General features: G+C 36.9%; 14 protein-coding genes and 1 tRNA gene. 8 read left to right on the top strand and 7 right to left on the bottom strand.

The annotated features are described in order from the left end of the window. Positions 1-54: 54 nt before the first annotated feature. Positions 55-951 carry a hypothetical protein gene (locus AC07UM_RS12505; RefSeq protein ID WP_494683207.1) on the bottom strand — a complete coding sequence of 299 codons (897 nt, stop codon included), beginning with the start codon at positions 949-951 and terminating at the stop codon, positions 55-57. 112 nt (positions 952-1,063) lie between these two features. On the opposite strand from AC07UM_RS12505, the gene AC07UM_RS12500 reads away from it, so the two are divergent. From AC07UM_RS12500 to AC07UM_RS12490, 3 genes are all read left to right on the top strand, one after another. After that, positions 1,064-2,911, top strand: a complete 1,848-nt coding sequence (locus AC07UM_RS12500) for an SPFH domain-containing protein (protein WP_494683208.1) — start codon at positions 1,064-1,066, stop codon at positions 2,909-2,911. Between the two features lie 172 nt (positions 2,912-3,083). Further along, positions 3,084-3,821 (top strand): glycine-rich domain-containing protein, encoded by a 738-nt coding sequence (locus AC07UM_RS12495; protein ID WP_494683209.1) that lies wholly within the window; start codon positions 3,084-3,086, stop codon positions 3,819-3,821. Between the two features lie 13 nt (positions 3,822-3,834). Beyond that, positions 3,835-4,185, top strand: coding sequence for a hypothetical protein (locus AC07UM_RS12490; protein WP_494683210.1), 351 nt, complete (start codon positions 3,835-3,837; stop codon positions 4,183-4,185). A 61-nt stretch (positions 4,186-4,246) separates the two neighbouring features. On the opposite strand, the gene AC07UM_RS12485 is transcribed toward AC07UM_RS12490, so the two are convergent. Next, positions 4,247-4,456 (bottom strand): hypothetical protein, encoded by a 210-nt coding sequence (locus AC07UM_RS12485; protein ID WP_494683211.1) that lies wholly within the window; start codon positions 4,454-4,456, stop codon positions 4,247-4,249. 135 nt (positions 4,457-4,591) lie between these two features. Continuing rightward, positions 4,592-5,779 carry a tRNA 2-thiouridine(34) synthase MnmA gene (gene mnmA / locus AC07UM_RS12480; protein ID WP_494683212.1) on the bottom strand — a complete coding sequence of 396 codons (1,188 nt, stop codon included), beginning with the start codon at positions 5,777-5,779 and terminating at the stop codon, positions 4,592-4,594. A 189-nt stretch (positions 5,780-5,968) separates the two neighbouring features. On the opposite strand from mnmA, the gene AC07UM_RS12475 reads away from it, so the two are divergent. Beyond that, entirely contained in the window at positions 5,969-6,496 is a 528-nt protein-coding gene (locus AC07UM_RS12475; RefSeq protein ID WP_494683213.1) for a hypothetical protein, read from the top strand. Between the two features lie 146 nt (positions 6,497-6,642). On the opposite strand, the gene AC07UM_RS12470 is transcribed toward AC07UM_RS12475, so the two are convergent. Further along, complete coding sequence (locus AC07UM_RS12470) at positions 6,643-9,180, bottom strand: ATP-dependent Clp protease ATP-binding subunit (RefSeq protein WP_124532892.1); 2,538 nt, start codon at positions 9,178-9,180, stop codon at positions 6,643-6,645. Positions 9,181-9,332: 152 nt separating this feature from the next. Between AC07UM_RS12470 and AC07UM_RS12465 the strand changes: the two genes are divergently transcribed. From AC07UM_RS12465 to AC07UM_RS12450, 4 genes are read left to right on the top strand one after another with little or no spacing between them, the layout of a single operon-like run. Beyond that, the gene (locus AC07UM_RS12465) at positions 9,333-9,560 is read left to right on the top strand and encodes a uroporphyrinogen decarboxylase (protein WP_109737861.1); all 228 of its coding nucleotides are present in this window, start codon (positions 9,333-9,335) and stop codon (positions 9,558-9,560) included. Further along, entirely contained in the window at positions 9,557-10,654 is a 1,098-nt protein-coding gene (locus tag AC07UM_RS12460) for a glycosyltransferase (protein ID WP_494683214.1), read from the top strand. Before AC07UM_RS12465 ends, AC07UM_RS12460 begins: the two co-directional genes overlap by 4 nt. A gap of 45 nt (positions 10,655-10,699) precedes the next feature. Beyond that, positions 10,700-11,119: a SufE family protein gene (locus AC07UM_RS12455; protein ID WP_103231849.1), complete on the top strand. Its 420-nt coding sequence runs from the start codon at positions 10,700-10,702 to the stop codon at positions 11,117-11,119. A 50-nt stretch (positions 11,120-11,169) separates the two neighbouring features. Beyond that, complete coding sequence (locus AC07UM_RS12450; RefSeq protein ID WP_494683628.1) at positions 11,170-12,093, top strand: glycosyltransferase family 9 protein; 924 nt, start codon at positions 11,170-11,172, stop codon at positions 12,091-12,093. Here AC07UM_RS12450 and AC07UM_RS12445 read toward each other — a convergent pair. The 3 genes from AC07UM_RS12445 to AC07UM_RS12435 all read right to left on the bottom strand — a co-directional run bounded on the left by AC07UM_RS12445 (position 12,083) and on the right by AC07UM_RS12435 (position 14,135). Continuing rightward, the gene (locus tag AC07UM_RS12445) at positions 12,083-13,204 is read right to left on the bottom strand and encodes a hypothetical protein (RefSeq protein ID WP_494683215.1); all 1,122 of its coding nucleotides are present in this window, start codon (positions 13,202-13,204) and stop codon (positions 12,083-12,085) included. The genes AC07UM_RS12450 and AC07UM_RS12445 overlap by 11 nt on opposite strands. Positions 13,205-13,328: 124 nt before the next feature. Continuing rightward, positions 13,329-13,952 (bottom strand): hypothetical protein, encoded by a 624-nt coding sequence (locus AC07UM_RS12440; protein WP_494683216.1) that lies wholly within the window; start codon positions 13,950-13,952, stop codon positions 13,329-13,331. A gap of 108 nt (positions 13,953-14,060) precedes the next feature. Beyond that, positions 14,061-14,135: transfer RNA gene (locus AC07UM_RS12435), tRNA-Val, on the bottom strand. Positions 14,136-14,137: the final 2 nt, after the last annotated feature.

Below are 14,137 nucleotides of genomic sequence, written 5' to 3'. Positions count from 1 at the left end.
TTGAAATCCGGTACAGCAATTTTCAAAATGCTATGGCCCTTTTTTAATTATTAATTATCTGTAATCTATCCTGTTAGATTCAGTGTCTTCAAGCTGTTTAATGATAGATTCAGGAATTTCGTCACTGTCGATCGGGAAGCTTATAGAATCAGAAATAAAGTTTTTTCTGTCTGCTTTTCGGAAGATTTCAAACAGGGCAATCGGCTCCTGATTGAAACTTATACAGGTGCTTATGAAGTGGATTTCGTGGAGTTTATAGTCTGGGTTCTTAAGTTTTTCTTTAATGTCTTTTATTCTTGAAATAAAATGTCTCTGACGGATAAAAGTATTGCTGTTCATGATGATAAAAACATAATCGGAATATGCCGTTACCTTCCCAAAATACTTATGCTGGTCGCCACCGCTTCTTTCAATAAAATATTCTCCGGTTGTTTCAGACTTATAAATTTCCATAGCAGAACGCCATATCCGGTCTTCTTTTGCCAGCAAAGGGTTGTCGGGCAGGTTTCTGTTGTAAGAATACCAGCAGCCCACTAAACGGTCTAAAAGAGCGGTATTCTGGTTTATATTATTCATATCAATTCTGAGATCATTGAAATTGAATGATTCCGTATTAGAATTAATGAAATCTATATAATTGGAATACCCCAAAACTTTGACAATCTGGCTTAGTTTGGCAAGATTGGGCCTGCTCAGAACCGCGTTTTCATTCTGCCTGAATTTTTTCAGTTTATTAATGATCAGGTGTTCATAAAGGTAATTGGTTCCCAGAAGATCAGGATCTTTTTTTATTCCTTTTTCTGAAAGATCATTGATAATGAGGTCATTCAGTTCGGAACAGACATAAGACCATTCAGTTTTCGTAACATCTTCCCAATGGTTTTTCTTTAAAAATTGCCGGCTTAAGAAATTCATGAGTTTCTCAAGATGCAGAATATCATCCTTTTTCATGGGCTTTATTTTATAAGACTAATTTAAGGTTTTTATCAGACTAAAAAATACTACTGCAAGACTTTTATATTTTAAAATCCAATGATATTTGAATACAAACAAAATAAACATCATGGAAATAGAAAACATTTTACAATCGGCTTGGTTGATACCAGCAGTTGTTATTATTGGAAGCTTCTTATTTTATAAATTCATTTTACGAGTATTCTTCGGCTTGGTCATTATTCCCGAAGATAAGATAGGACTGGTCACTAAGAAATTTGTATTAATTGGAAAACAGGAATTACCGGAGGGCAGAATTATAGCTACAAACGGGGAAGCTGGATTTCAGGCCCAGACCCTAGCTCCGGGGATCTACTTTTGGAAATGGATATGGCAGTATTCTATCCACTTTCAGCCTTTTACAATTATTCCAACGGGAAAAATCGGTTTAATTTTAGCGAGAGACGGAAAAGAGTTGGAAACAGGAAGAATTCTGGCAAGAAAAGTAGAATGCGATTCCTTTCAAGACGCAGAAGCTTTTCTGAAAACCGGAGGAAGAAAGGGAAGGCAGACCGCAGTCATTGCACCAGGATCATACCGGATAAATACGTTATTATTTGAAGTTTCATTAACGGATATGACGCAGATTCCAGATAACGCAGTCGGAGTTATTACTACTTTAGAAGGAAGACCTTTGGAAGAAGGCAAAATCGCTGGGAAAATAGTGGAAGAACATAATAAGTTTCAGGATGTAGATTCTTTTTTGAATAATGGAGGCTACAAAGGATTGCAGGAGCAGGTTATTTTAGCCGGCTCTTATTTTTTAAACCCTTGGTTTGTTATCCTGGAAATGGTAAAAATGACTGAAATTCCAATAGGTTCCGTAGGAGTTGTTATAAGTTATGTAGGAAGTGAAGGGAAAGATCTAAGCGGAATAGAATTTAAGCATGGAAATATTGTCGAAAAAGGCTGCAAGGGAGTCTGGGGGGAAGCACTAGGGCCGGGTAAATATCCTGTCAACCCATACATTATGAAGACAGAGCTGGTTCCTACGACAAACCTTGTATTGAACTGGGCCTCAGCAAGAAGTGAATCCCATCAGCTGGATAAAAATCTTTCAACAATCACGGTACGAAGTAAAGACGGCTTCCCGTTCAATCTTGATGTTTCCCAGATCATTCACATTCCATCCAATGAAGCTCCAAAAGTCATTGCCCGCTTCGGGAATATGATGAATCTGGTAGGGCAGGTTTTAGAACCTACCATTGGAAATTACTTCAGAAATTCTGCTCAGGACAGCGATGTCATTGCTTTCCTTGGAAGCCGAAAAGAACGCCAGCAATCGGCAAGAGAGCATATCAGCAATGTATTGGAGCAGTATAACGTTTCTGCAGTAGATACGCTGATTGGAGATATTGTTCCTCCTGAAACACTAATGAAAACTCTCACAGACAGAAAGATCGCTGAAGAACAAAAGACAACATTCGAGGTCCAGAAACTGGCACAGGAAACCCGCCAAAGCCTTGAAAAGGAAACCGCAGTTGCAGATATCCAAAAAGAAATAGTAACAGCGGATCAGGGAGTATTGATTGCAGAGCGTGTTGCCGCAGCAGCTGTGAAAAAAGCCAATGGGGAAGCAGAAAAAACAAGATTGCTTGCCAAAGCCAATGCCGAACAGATCTCTTTAATAGGGAATGCGGAAGCTGAAAAAATCCTAGCCATCGGTAAATCCAATGCGGAAGCCTATAAGCTGTCGGTAGACGCAATGGGAGAAGACAACTTTACCCAACTCAAAGTAATGGAATCTGTTGCCAATCAAAATGTTAAGATAATGCCAGATATTCTCATCGGAGGAGGAGACTCTGCAAACGGGGGAATTAGCGGCTTGCTGGGTCTAAAGCTTTTAGAGCAGATAGATGCCAAAAAGCCGGTGAAAAAAGTGGAAAAGAGAAACTTTGATGATACGACTCAGGATTAAGCATTAGATTCTCCTCAGTAATAAGTTTAATGATTTAAAACCCAACATAATCAAGCCTAAAAAAGAGATTTAAATATTTTAAAGACACCAATTAAATTATAAAGAGCAATACGTATATGGAGACATAAAGATTAAAAACGATCAATAAAAAAAACAATTAAATAATCACAAAATGAATACGAATAAATTAGTAACAGATCATGATTTATGGCAAAGAATCTCAGACTTTTCCATTGATAAAGCAGATGCTGCATTTCCGTTTTCAAAAAAACTGGCAAAAGAAGAACGCTGGAGTCTGGATTTCGCGAAGAAAGCGATAGAAGAATATAAAAAGTTTGTCTATCTCTGCTGTATCCTTCCTAATGGAGCTTCACCAAGCGAAACGGTGGATAAGGTATGGCATATGCACCTTATTTATACCCAGAATTATTGGGAAGAATTTTGTCCCCATATTTTAAAGAGATCACTTCACCATCATCCTTCTAAAGGAGGGACTGCGGAGAAAACAAAACATCAGAACTGGTTTGAAGATACGTTGGTACAGTATCGGAAGGTATTTCAACAGGAAGCACCTGAAGAGATCTGGAAAGAACTGAAGAAAAAATCCAAATTGCAGTCCTGGATAAAAAGAATGGCTTTTTTTGCTCCGATCTTTATTTTACTTCTGCTGTATTCCTGTACAGAAGGAACCGGGTTTACAGGATTGCTGATCACAGCTGTAGTATTTGCGATTATTTTTATCCTGGGAGCTATGACATCAATAATGGGAGATCAGGAGACTTCTGATCTTGGTAAAAAGGATAAGCAAAACCCTGATGGAGGAGGAAGTTGTAGCGGCAGCTCGGGTTGCAGTGGAGGTGGCAGCTGTGGAGGAGGTTGTGGTGGTGGATGTGGAGGCTGCGGGGGATAAAAAACGAATAATTATGAAAAAAATAATCATTCATTTAGTTCCGGTTGTGATAAGCTTTATATGGCTTTTTGCAACATGCCAGACCTTTAATCCTTTTACTCTTAAAGGACCAGATTTCCTGAAGTTTTATATCATCCTGCTTCTTGGATTTTATGCTTCTGTTTTTATGATAAATTCTCTGACAGAAACAATTCCGAAAACAACATTTTATTTTGCAGGTCTTATTTTTTTATTGGGAATTATAAAACTGATAAGAGGAATGCTATTAGGAAAGCCTGTCGGATTTCTGGTCATGATTTTAATAGGAGAATGTATTGTCACCGTGTTTTTTATGTTGACTCATGTCAATAAAAAGATCAAGTAAATAGGAATAAAAAATAAACCCGAAACAAAAATGTCCCGGGTTTTATAATGAGTTTTTGATATTAAATATCTTTCTTTTTTTCCTGTGTCGGTTGGTAACCATACTTACGAACCATAATTGAGATTAGAACTATCAAAATAAGGCTTATACCAATATTTGAATTTTCCGGATGTACAATGGCCTGATAAAGGTTATATCCAAAAACAGCGGATACGATTGAGATCAGGATATTGTTTGCATAGGCATACTGGTTTTTTGTTGTTGTTTTCATAGTACTTTTTTTATTGTTATTTACTCAGTAAGTATGACAACTTAAAAAACGTTACAGAAAATTTCAAAAAAATTATTTTCTTTTAAAAAGACAACCTTAGGCCGTGTAATCCCGCAAATTGAATTCCCAACCTTTTTATGCAATCACCCCGCTTCCGATCAGCTCATCATCGATATACCATGAAGCAAATTGTCCTTCAGCAATGGCAGACTGCAACTCATCAAATTCAATATAAAAAGCATTTTCAAACTGATAAATGGTTGCTTTCTGCAAAGATTGTCTGTATCTGAACCTGGCCAGTACCTCCATAGACTCTCCGTTTTGAAGCTTCATGTCTTCACGTACCCAATGCAGCTCAGAATTATCAATTTTCAGGGCTTTTTTGTGAAGTCCAGGGAAATGGCTTCCCTCTCCTACAAAAATGATGTTGTTTTCCATTTCTCTTGAGATGATAAAGCAGCTTTCTTTATGGCCGCCTATTCCAAGACCTCTACTTTGTCCGATCGTGAAAAATTGGGCTCCCTGATGTTTCCCGATTACTTTTCCGTCAGCTTTTTTATAATTGATTTTTCTAGATAAAAATTCAAGCTCCTCCTCTTTAGATGAAAATTCAGGTTTTTCTTCGGAAAACAGAGGTGAATCTTTGAAAATTTCTACAATTTCACCTTCATTGGGTTTCAGTTGCTGTTGAAGAAATTGAGGAAGGCTTACTTTTCCGATAAAGCATAGTCCTTGAGAATCTTTTTTATCAGCAGTTACCAATCCAATTTCTTTAGCGATTTCTCTTACCTGAGGTTTTGTCAATTCTCCAATTGGGAATAAAGCTTTTGAAAGCTGATCCTGGCTTAGCTGGCATAGAAAATAAGACTGATCTTTATTGTTGTCTTTCCCTGCCAGAAGGTGGAAAATTTCTTTCCCATTTTCATCAAAAGTAGAATTTACTCTTGCATAATGTCCTGTTGCCACCTTATCCGCGCCCAATGACATTGCGGTTTTCATAAAAACATCAAATTTTACTTCTCTGTTACACAATACATCCGGGTTTGGCGTTCTTCCCTTTTGATATTCAGCAAACATATAGTCAACGATACGTTCCTTGTACAGTTCACTCATGTCTATTACCTGAAACGGGATGCCCAGTTTTTGAGCGACCATAAGGGCATCATTACTGTCTTCGATCCACGGACATTCATCTTCTAATGTTACCGAAGCATCATTCCAGTTTCTCATAAACAAAGCCACTACTTCATGACCTTGTTGTTGTAGCAAATATGCTGTAACACTGGAATCTACACCTCCAGAGAGGCCTACTACTATTTTCATTGTATTTCAATTTTACGAAACTCTTAACGGGAGTTCTTAGTTTGATGCGGCAAAAATACAATTAAAAACATTCGTAAAAAAACCATAATTTTAAACATTGATAAAAACGATGTTAATCGTAACCACCACTATCATCCACCAGAATAAGTGGAGAAAGCAAAGAATATTACAAAAACAAAATATCTATATATGAAAAAGCTTATTATTTCTCTAATGCTGATGGGCTCAGGGTCCGTCTTTTCCCAGGTTTCTGTGGGTACACCAACACAGGAAGGCAGCAAATGGACTTTCGGTGGGGGAATTGGAGTGGGGTTCGGAAGCAATAGCGCTTTTAATTTGTCGGCTTCACCCAGAGTAGGATACAGGCTTACCAATGATCTTGAAGGTGGAGTAATAGGAACTGTTTCGTGGCAGACATCAGATTATTATAAATCTACCATGTTTGGAGTGGGACCATTTATGAATTACTATTTCGCCAGATCATTTTATGTGGGAGCAAACTATCAGCACTATTTTGTTGATTATAAGGATAAATATTTCGATTATAAATACAATACAGAAGAAAATGCCCTGTTTCTTGGAGGAGGGTATATGCAGAGGATCGGGAATAATTCTTTTATGCAGCTGGGGTTGATGTATAATGTACTTTGGAAACAAAATTCCAGTGTGTTTTCAAGCGGTCTGGTTCCTAATATCGGTTTTGTAGTGGGACTTTAATCTTATAATTTAATTAATAGGAGTGGGTTTTGATCTGTTCAGTACAATGTTCAAAATGCCATTGGCTTCAGCAAAAAATGTATAAAAACAAAAAGCCCAGGGAAATTTCCCTGGGCTTTTCTATGAAAATTAAATTATTTATTTAATTAAGATTGAGAAGACTTCTCTGCCGCTGATTTTTTCGTTTTCTGCGCTTTTCCAATCAGTCCGTCTTTTGCTTCATTCAGGTCAAGAACTACGGTTTCTCCTTCATTCAATTGCTTGTTTACCAGCATTTCTGCCAATAAGTCTTCAATATATTTCTGGATCGCACGTTTCAATGGTCTTGCCCCAAAATCTTTATCCCATCCTTTTTCAGAAATAAAGTCTTTAGCCTCTTCAGTAAGATCAACTTTATATCCTAATTTTTCAAGTCTGCCATAAAGCTTGTTCAGTTCAATATCAATGATTTTCTTGATATCATCCTGTACAAGAGAGTTGAAGATTACAATATCATCAATTCTGTTCAAGAATTCAGGAGCAAATGCTTTCTTAAGGGCACTTTCAATGGTGCTTCTCGCTCTGGTATCTGAACTGGTCTTTTTAGCTGAGGTTCCAAATCCTACACCATCTCCAAAATCTTTAAGATCTCTTGTTCCGATGTTTGAAGTTAGAATAATGATCGTATTTCTAAAATCAATTTTTCTTCCTAAGCTGTCTGTAACGTGTCCTTCATCAAGGATCTGCAACAGAATATTGAAGACGTCAGGGTGGGCTTTTTCAATCTCATCCAGAAGAACTACAGCATAAGGCTTTCTTCTTACCGCTTCTGTCAACTGGCCACCTTCTTCGTATCCTACATATCCCGGAGGCGCACCAACTAATCTTGAAACAGCAAATTTCTCCATGTATTCACTCATGTCAATTCTGATCAGAGATTCATCGGATTCAAAAAGCTCTCTCGCCATTACTTTAGCCAATTCTGTCTTACCAACCCCGGTTGTTCCAAGGAAAATAAATGTACCAATCGGGCGGTTCGGATCTTTAAGACCTGCTCTGTTTCTTTGAATAGCCTTAACGACTTTTTTCACAGCATCTTCCTGACCAATCACTTTTCCATTCAGCTTTTCGTCCATCTGGGCAAGTTTGTCAAGCTCGTTCTTACCAACTTTCGTTACCGGAACACCACTCATCATAGAAACCACTTCCGCTACATTTTCTTCCGTTACGGTTTCTTTTTTCTCTTTTACATCCTTATCCCATTTTTCCTGAGCAGAATTCAGTTCCATCTGAAGACGTTCCTCTTCATCTTTAAGCTTTCTGGCTTCAAGATAATCCTGGGCTTTTACAGCTTTCTGCTTCATTTCTTTGATATCCTCGATTTTCTTTTCAAAATCAATGATCTCTGTAGGAACTTTCATATTCTTAATATAAACACGAGATCCTGCTTCGTCCATCGCATCAATTGCTTTGTCCGGTAAGAAACGATCTGTAATATATCTTGATGTCAAATTGACACACGCCAAAATTGCTTCAGGAGTATAAATTACATTATGATGTTCCTCATATTTATCCTTGATTTGATTCAAAATCTGAATAGTTTCCTCAATATTGGTAGGTTCTACCATTACTTTTTGGAATCTTCTTTCTAAAGCACCATCCTTTTCAATATACTGGCGGTATTCGTCCAGGGTAGTTGCCCCGATGCATTGAATTTCGCCTCTTGCTAAAGCCGGCTTGAACATATTGGAAGCATCTAAACTTCCGGTAGAACTTCCTGCTCCTACAATCGTATGAAGTTCATCAATAAATAAAATGACATCTCTGTTTTTCTCCAGTTCCGTCATGATGGCCTTCATTCTTTCCTCAAACTGACCACGATATTTTGTTCCGGCCACTAAACTTGCCAGATCTAAAGTGATCACACGTTTTCCGTAAAGAACTCTGGATACTTTTTTCTGTTGAATTCTTAATGCTAATCCCTCCGCAATCGCAGATTTACCAACACCCGGCTCCCCGATAAGAAGCGGATTGTTTTTCTTTCTACGGGATAAGATCTGAGAAACTCGCTCAATTTCTTTTTCACGTCCGATTACTGGATCCAGTTTTCCGTCTCTGGCCAAAGAAGTAAGGTCTCTACCAAAGTTATCCAATGTAGGGGTTTTACTTTTTGCAGAACCTAAGTTTCCTGTAGGCTTTCTCATTTGCTCAAATTCTTCTCTTTCATCATCGTCATCATAAGCACTCATCTGTGGTGACTGCCCTGAATTTTTAAGCATCGTCTGGTATTCTCTTGAAACTCCTTCATAATCGATGTCGTAAGCTCCCAGAATATTTGAAGTAGGGTCCTCATATTTATAAAGAATACCTAAAAGCAGGTGAACGGTATTAATTTCATTGCTTTTATATTGTCGGCATTCTAACTCTGCACGTTTGATGGCATGATCCGCCATCTTGGTGAAAGAAATATTGGTAACCTCTTCAGAAATAGGATTAAGACTTGCTGTATTTAAAGTTTCAATTTTTCTTCTGATTTGTGTTAAATCCGCATTAAGGTTTTGAAGGATTTCTTTTGCAGAGTTTTCCGTTTTTATAATACCTAAAAGTAGATGTTCTGTATTAAGAAATTCACTTTTCAGCCGTTTAGCTTCGCTTTTGCTTTGTTTGAACACTTGGCTCAAACCTTGTGAAAACTTATAATCCATAATATATCTCATTAGAATAATGGCAACGTTGCCATTTATTCATTATCTAAATTACAAATATTTTACCAAAAATCAATTAATGACTTTATGGCAGTAAAAAATTTTATTATCTTATTGAAAATGATTAAGTTTGTTATCCTTAAAAATTTCTCATGAGCCCCGAATCTACTACTTATATCGGATATTCTGCCTCAGTTTTTATCGTACTGAGTTTCATACTGAAAGATGTAAGAAAAATTAGAATTGTCAACATGATTGGCTGTTTTTGTTTTGTCATTTATGGCTTTTTTAGTGGGCCGTTATGGCCGGTTATCATTCCAAACGGATTGATCTGCCTAATCCAGATCTATCATTTAATACTAGGCAAGAAAAAGGAATGAGGAAAAAAGTAATCACTTCAGCTTTTAGCAGCCTGTATACCGACCAGCGAATAGAAAAAGTGTGTAAAACCCTTTTTGATAACGGATATCCAATAGAACTTATAGGAAATGACTGGGAGGGAAATGAGAAAATGGAGCGCCCTTATCCTTTTTCCAGAATAAAATTGACATCAAAAAGTCTAAAGACTGCCTATTTTGAATTTAATTGGAAGCTGTATAAGGAGCTAAAGAAAAAAGCTGACAAAGATACGATCCTTCATGCCAATGACATAGATGCACTTCTGCCAAATTATCTCATTGCCAAAAAACTGAATATCCCTTTGGTCTTTGACAGTCATGAAATTTTTACAGAAATGCCATCGGTCCAAAACAGGTTTTCACAGAAATTCTGGAGAGTACTGGAAAGGAAACTGGTTCCTCAAATAGAATTCATGATGACAGAAAGCGAAAGCTACGCCGAATGGTTCCACGAAAAATACAACGTGAATCCTGTTGTAGTAAGAAATATTCCGAGAAAAATTCTTTCTGTGCCTGAGATTCCAAAAAATCAGCCTAAAATAATCCTGTATCAGGGAGCAATCAATCAGTCCCGGGGAATTGAAAAGATGATTGTGGCGATGCATCATATTAAAGATGCTGTTCTGAAAATCGCAGGGGATGGGCCGAAGAAGAAAACATATGAAGAATTGGTTACTCATGAAAAACTGCAAGACAAAGTCTTCTTTCTGGGTAAGCTGAAACCGGAAAATCTCAGAGAAATAACTAAAACTGCAGATGCGGGTTTCAGTCTTGAGGAAAATAATGGGGTAAGCTATTATTATTCTCTTCCTAATAAGGTTTGTGATTATATTCAATCCAGAGTACCGCTTGTAATGATTAATTTTCCTGAGATGCAGCGAATCAAAAATCAGTTTGATGTAGGGGAGATCATTACAGATCATCAGTCTGAAACTATTGTGAAGGCAATTAATTTGGTTCTGGAAAGAGGAAGACTGCATTATCAGAGTGAACTTAATAAAGCTGCAGACGTATTTTGCTGGGAAAATGAGGAATTGAAAATTCTGCAACTTTTTGAAAAAGCATCCCTTAAATAATTTTTACAAAATTGGTTATCTTTGCATAAAGAAATTTGATTTAAAATGACCATTAAAGAAAAACAGCAGGAAATAATCGATGAATTCGCATTTCTTGAGGATTGGGAGCAAAAGTATGAGTACATTATTGATCTTGGAAAAGAACTGAAAGGCTTACCGGAAGACAGGAAAACCGAAGACAATCTGATTAAAGGCTGTCAAAGTAAAGTTTGGATAGATGCTGAATATAAAGAAGGTAAACTTTTCTTTAATGCAGATTCTGATGGTATTTTACCAAAAGGAATCGTGTCTCTTTTAGTCAGTATTTACAGTGGCCATTCCACTCAGGAAATACTGGATTCTGATTTTGAATTTATTGCAGAAATAGGATTGCAGGAATTTCTTTCGCCATCGAGAGCGAATGGATTGATGGCAATGACCAAGCAAATCAAATTTTATGCTGTTGCTTATCAACTGAAATCATAACCGTGACTAGAATTTTAGCATATCGTTTTTCCGCATTCGGAGATGTTGCGATGACTGCGCCTGTTTTCAGAGAATTTCTGGAGCAGAACCCCGGTGTGGAAATTATTATGGTTTCAAGGAAGAACTTTGAAGCCTTATTTGCCGGAATTCCCAATGTTATCTTTAAAGGAATTGATCTGGATGACTACAAAGGTTTCTTCGGATTGCGAAAACTGAGCAATGAACTGATCCGGGAGTTTAATCCCGACTGTGTTGCCAATCTTCATGATGTAATCCGTACCAAAATTTTAGATAGAATATACAGAAGGAAAGGACTTAAAGTTTTCAAAATAGATAAAGGAAAAGAGGAGAAAGAACATCTTACAGATGTGTGGAATCTTGATAAAGTACAGCTGAAAAAAACAGTGGAACGCTATGCTGATGTATTTCGTAAAATGGGATTCAAAGTTGAGCTTTCACATTCATTAAAGCCTATTTCAGAGAATAAATCAGGGATTGGCTTTGCTCCTTTTGCCCAACATAGAGGGAAGATGCTTCCTTTAGACAAATCATATGAGCTGGTCAGGATTCTGGCAAAGAAACATACCATATATTTCTTTGGGGGTGGTAAAAAAGAAACGGAGACCCTTGACCAATGGGAAGCTGAAATTCCTAATACAAAAAACCTTTCCGGAAAGCTAAATCTTACTGAAGAACTCAACCAAATCGCTCAACTAGAGCTGATGATTTCTATGGATTCTGCCAATATGCACCTTGCAAGTCTTGTGGGAACCAGATGTGTTTCTATTTGGGGAGCCACCCATCCTTATGCCGGATTTTTAGGATTCGGGCAGAGTGAAGAAGATGTTGTTCAGGTAAAGGATCTTACCTGCAGACCATGTTCTGTTTTTGGGGACAAAGAATGTTACAGAGGCGACTGGGCCTGCCTGGAAGAGTTTAATATCCAGAAAGTCATAAATAGGGTTAATTTTTAAAAATAATTTTTACCATTTCTTCGGCTTTGGAATGATCTGAATGTCTTTTTTCCAGAACCTCTTTCCTGTTTCTGGCGGTATCATAGTTTTTTTCAGCTGAAGTGATGATTTGTTGGCGAATTTCGGCCATATTAGCACCATAAAGGCACAAACTCATCAGGGTAGGATCATCTGTGATATTTCCATTAATAATAACAAACCGGCTGTTGTAAAGGGTGTTAAAAAGCTTCACTTTGGTTCCGGAATTTTGATAAGAAAACAGAATGTTTGCGTGAGCATTTTCCAGAAGATAATGAAGGTTTTCAGTAGTTTGAATAGGAGTGAGGCTGATGTTCTCAACGGCTGAAATTTTCTTCTTTATATCTTCACTGGCACGGTCGGATGCGACAACCAGCTTATATTGGGGAAGGGTTTTAAATAAATCTATAGTCTCATTCAGTGCCTTTTTATTATCGGCGGTAGTGAGATCTCCATGGAAAAGAAAATAATTTCCTTTTTTGTCCAATTGTTTTACCGATGGATTGCCGTGGAAAATATGAATAAGCTGCGCGTTTTTCGAATAGTTATTGACTTCATTATATTCCTTTTCAGACAGGCAGAATACGGTTTTAAATCTCTTGAGAAGCTTTTTTTGATATCCTGTGTATTTTAAAGATTCAATTTTATACACAATCTTTTTGAATATGTTTTTTTCCGACAAAGAAAGACCTTTATAATATTCTGTTTCGTTGTTGTGATGGCGGAGATAGAGTGGGGTTTTGTTACTTTTCAGAAACCGGATGATCCGGGTTGTCTGCAAGCCTTCGAATAAGATCGGAGCCTTTATCTTTTCAAGATTTTGAAGAAGGGTTTGGGAATCTCTGATGGCAGCGGCAAACGGTGTTCCTGAAAAATAAAGGAAAGGATTCTTTTTCTTTTTATAAAAAAATACATTTTCGGTAATCTCTTTAATTTCCGGATCAATCGTTTCGGGAATCTGGTCTACAAAACAGTGAAGATAAATCTTTACTTTCAGATCATGTAAACTCTTGATCTTATAATAAACATCAATAATTCCACCATAAGAAGGAGGGTAAGGATAGTTGAATGATATGATATGGAGTTCCTTCACGTGAGCGATTCAAATGCAGACAAAGGTAAATAAATATAAAGGAAAAGGTCTTATTGTAGAACTTTGGAATTATTAAAATATAGAATTCCTCAAAAAATCGAGAAAATCTTTAAATTGGAGTGTGTTATTTGTTGAACCACTTATTAAGCCTTCTTTTTGTTCTATCAAAAGCGGTTTGTTCCCAAATTACTTCAAATCCATTCCAGAATACTCTAATTTGATTACCGTTTTCTCTATAGAATACAAATTTTAAATCTTTATGTTGTACAAAAACATTATTTACATTTGATGATTCGGACAAGTACTTAGAGTTACTCTCTCTTACCTTTTCTAACCTCTCTAATACGCTCTTAGCTTCTTCTATAGGTAAATATCTAAATGCATATGCATTCCCAAAGTATCCATTTTCATCCCGATTTTCACCAAAAAATGCAAGTAATAGACCTCTTTCATTGATTTCATCACAATTAAATGCAACAGAAATAAGTCCCCCACTATCATCAGAAGCTAGGCTTTCTGTCTCAAACTTAATTTCTTTATTACCCGCATCACCAATAATACGATTAATAATAAATTCTTTAGATCTAAACTGTGAAATGGTTTTGGCTGTTTCTTTTTTAGCCATATTTGCGGCTATAAAAGTAATGGTTGCTGCGGCAGCAACTCCAGCAGCTAATGCTGTATTGTTTTTTTGAGCATTTGAGGTGACACCATAACAGATTAGTAATGGAAGTAAAATTTTTTTCATGATTATATAGTTTGAAAGTTAAAACTAAAGTTTTAAAAGTAATTATACAAAAATGAACTAGAAGAATTTTAAAACAAAAAAAATCTCCCAGTTTCCTGAGAGATTTTGTGGGCCCTGAGGGATTCGAACCCCCGACCCTCTGGGTGTAAACCAGATGCTCTGAACCAACTGAGCTAAGAGCCCTG

The sequence above is a fragment of the Chryseobacterium sp. GW821-FHT04C04 genome (genome assembly GCF_059420365.1).
The sequence above is the reverse complement of the archived record's forward strand: the minus strand, read 5'-3'. Positions and strand labels throughout refer to the sequence as shown.

Coding starts and splice junctions, on each gene's coding strand:
- AC07UM_RS12450 (WP_494683628.1), top strand. CDS start 11,170: ATGACTGCGCCTGTTTTCAGAGAATTTCTGGAGCAGAACCCCGGTGTG.
- AC07UM_RS12440 (WP_494683216.1), bottom strand. CDS start 13,952: ATGAAAAAAATTTTACTTCCATTACTAATCTGTTATGGTGTCACCTCA.
- AC07UM_RS12470 (WP_124532892.1), bottom strand. CDS start 9,180: ATGGATTATAAGTTTTCACAAGGTTTGAGCCAAGTGTTCAAACAAAGC.
- AC07UM_RS12505 (WP_494683207.1), bottom strand. CDS start 951: ATGAAAAAGGATGATATTCTGCATCTTGAGAAACTCATGAATTTCTTA.
- AC07UM_RS12465 (WP_109737861.1), top strand. CDS start 9,333: ATGAGCCCCGAATCTACTACTTATATCGGATATTCTGCCTCAGTTTTT.
- AC07UM_RS12455 (WP_103231849.1), top strand. CDS start 10,700: ATGACCATTAAAGAAAAACAGCAGGAAATAATCGATGAATTCGCATTT.
- AC07UM_RS12495 (WP_494683209.1), top strand. CDS start 3,084: ATGAATACGAATAAATTAGTAACAGATCATGATTTATGGCAAAGAATC.
- AC07UM_RS12490 (WP_494683210.1), top strand. CDS start 3,835: ATGAAAAAAATAATCATTCATTTAGTTCCGGTTGTGATAAGCTTTATA.
- AC07UM_RS12485 (WP_494683211.1), bottom strand. CDS start 4,456: ATGAAAACAACAACAAAAAACCAGTATGCCTATGCAAACAATATCCTG.
- mnmA (WP_494683212.1), bottom strand. CDS start 5,779: ATGAAAATAGTAGTAGGCCTCTCTGGAGGTGTAGATTCCAGTGTTACA.
- AC07UM_RS12500 (WP_494683208.1), top strand. CDS start 1,064: ATGGAAATAGAAAACATTTTACAATCGGCTTGGTTGATACCAGCAGTT.
- AC07UM_RS12475 (WP_494683213.1), top strand. CDS start 5,969: ATGAAAAAGCTTATTATTTCTCTAATGCTGATGGGCTCAGGGTCCGTC.
- AC07UM_RS12460 (WP_494683214.1), top strand. CDS start 9,557: ATGAGGAAAAAAGTAATCACTTCAGCTTTTAGCAGCCTGTATACCGAC.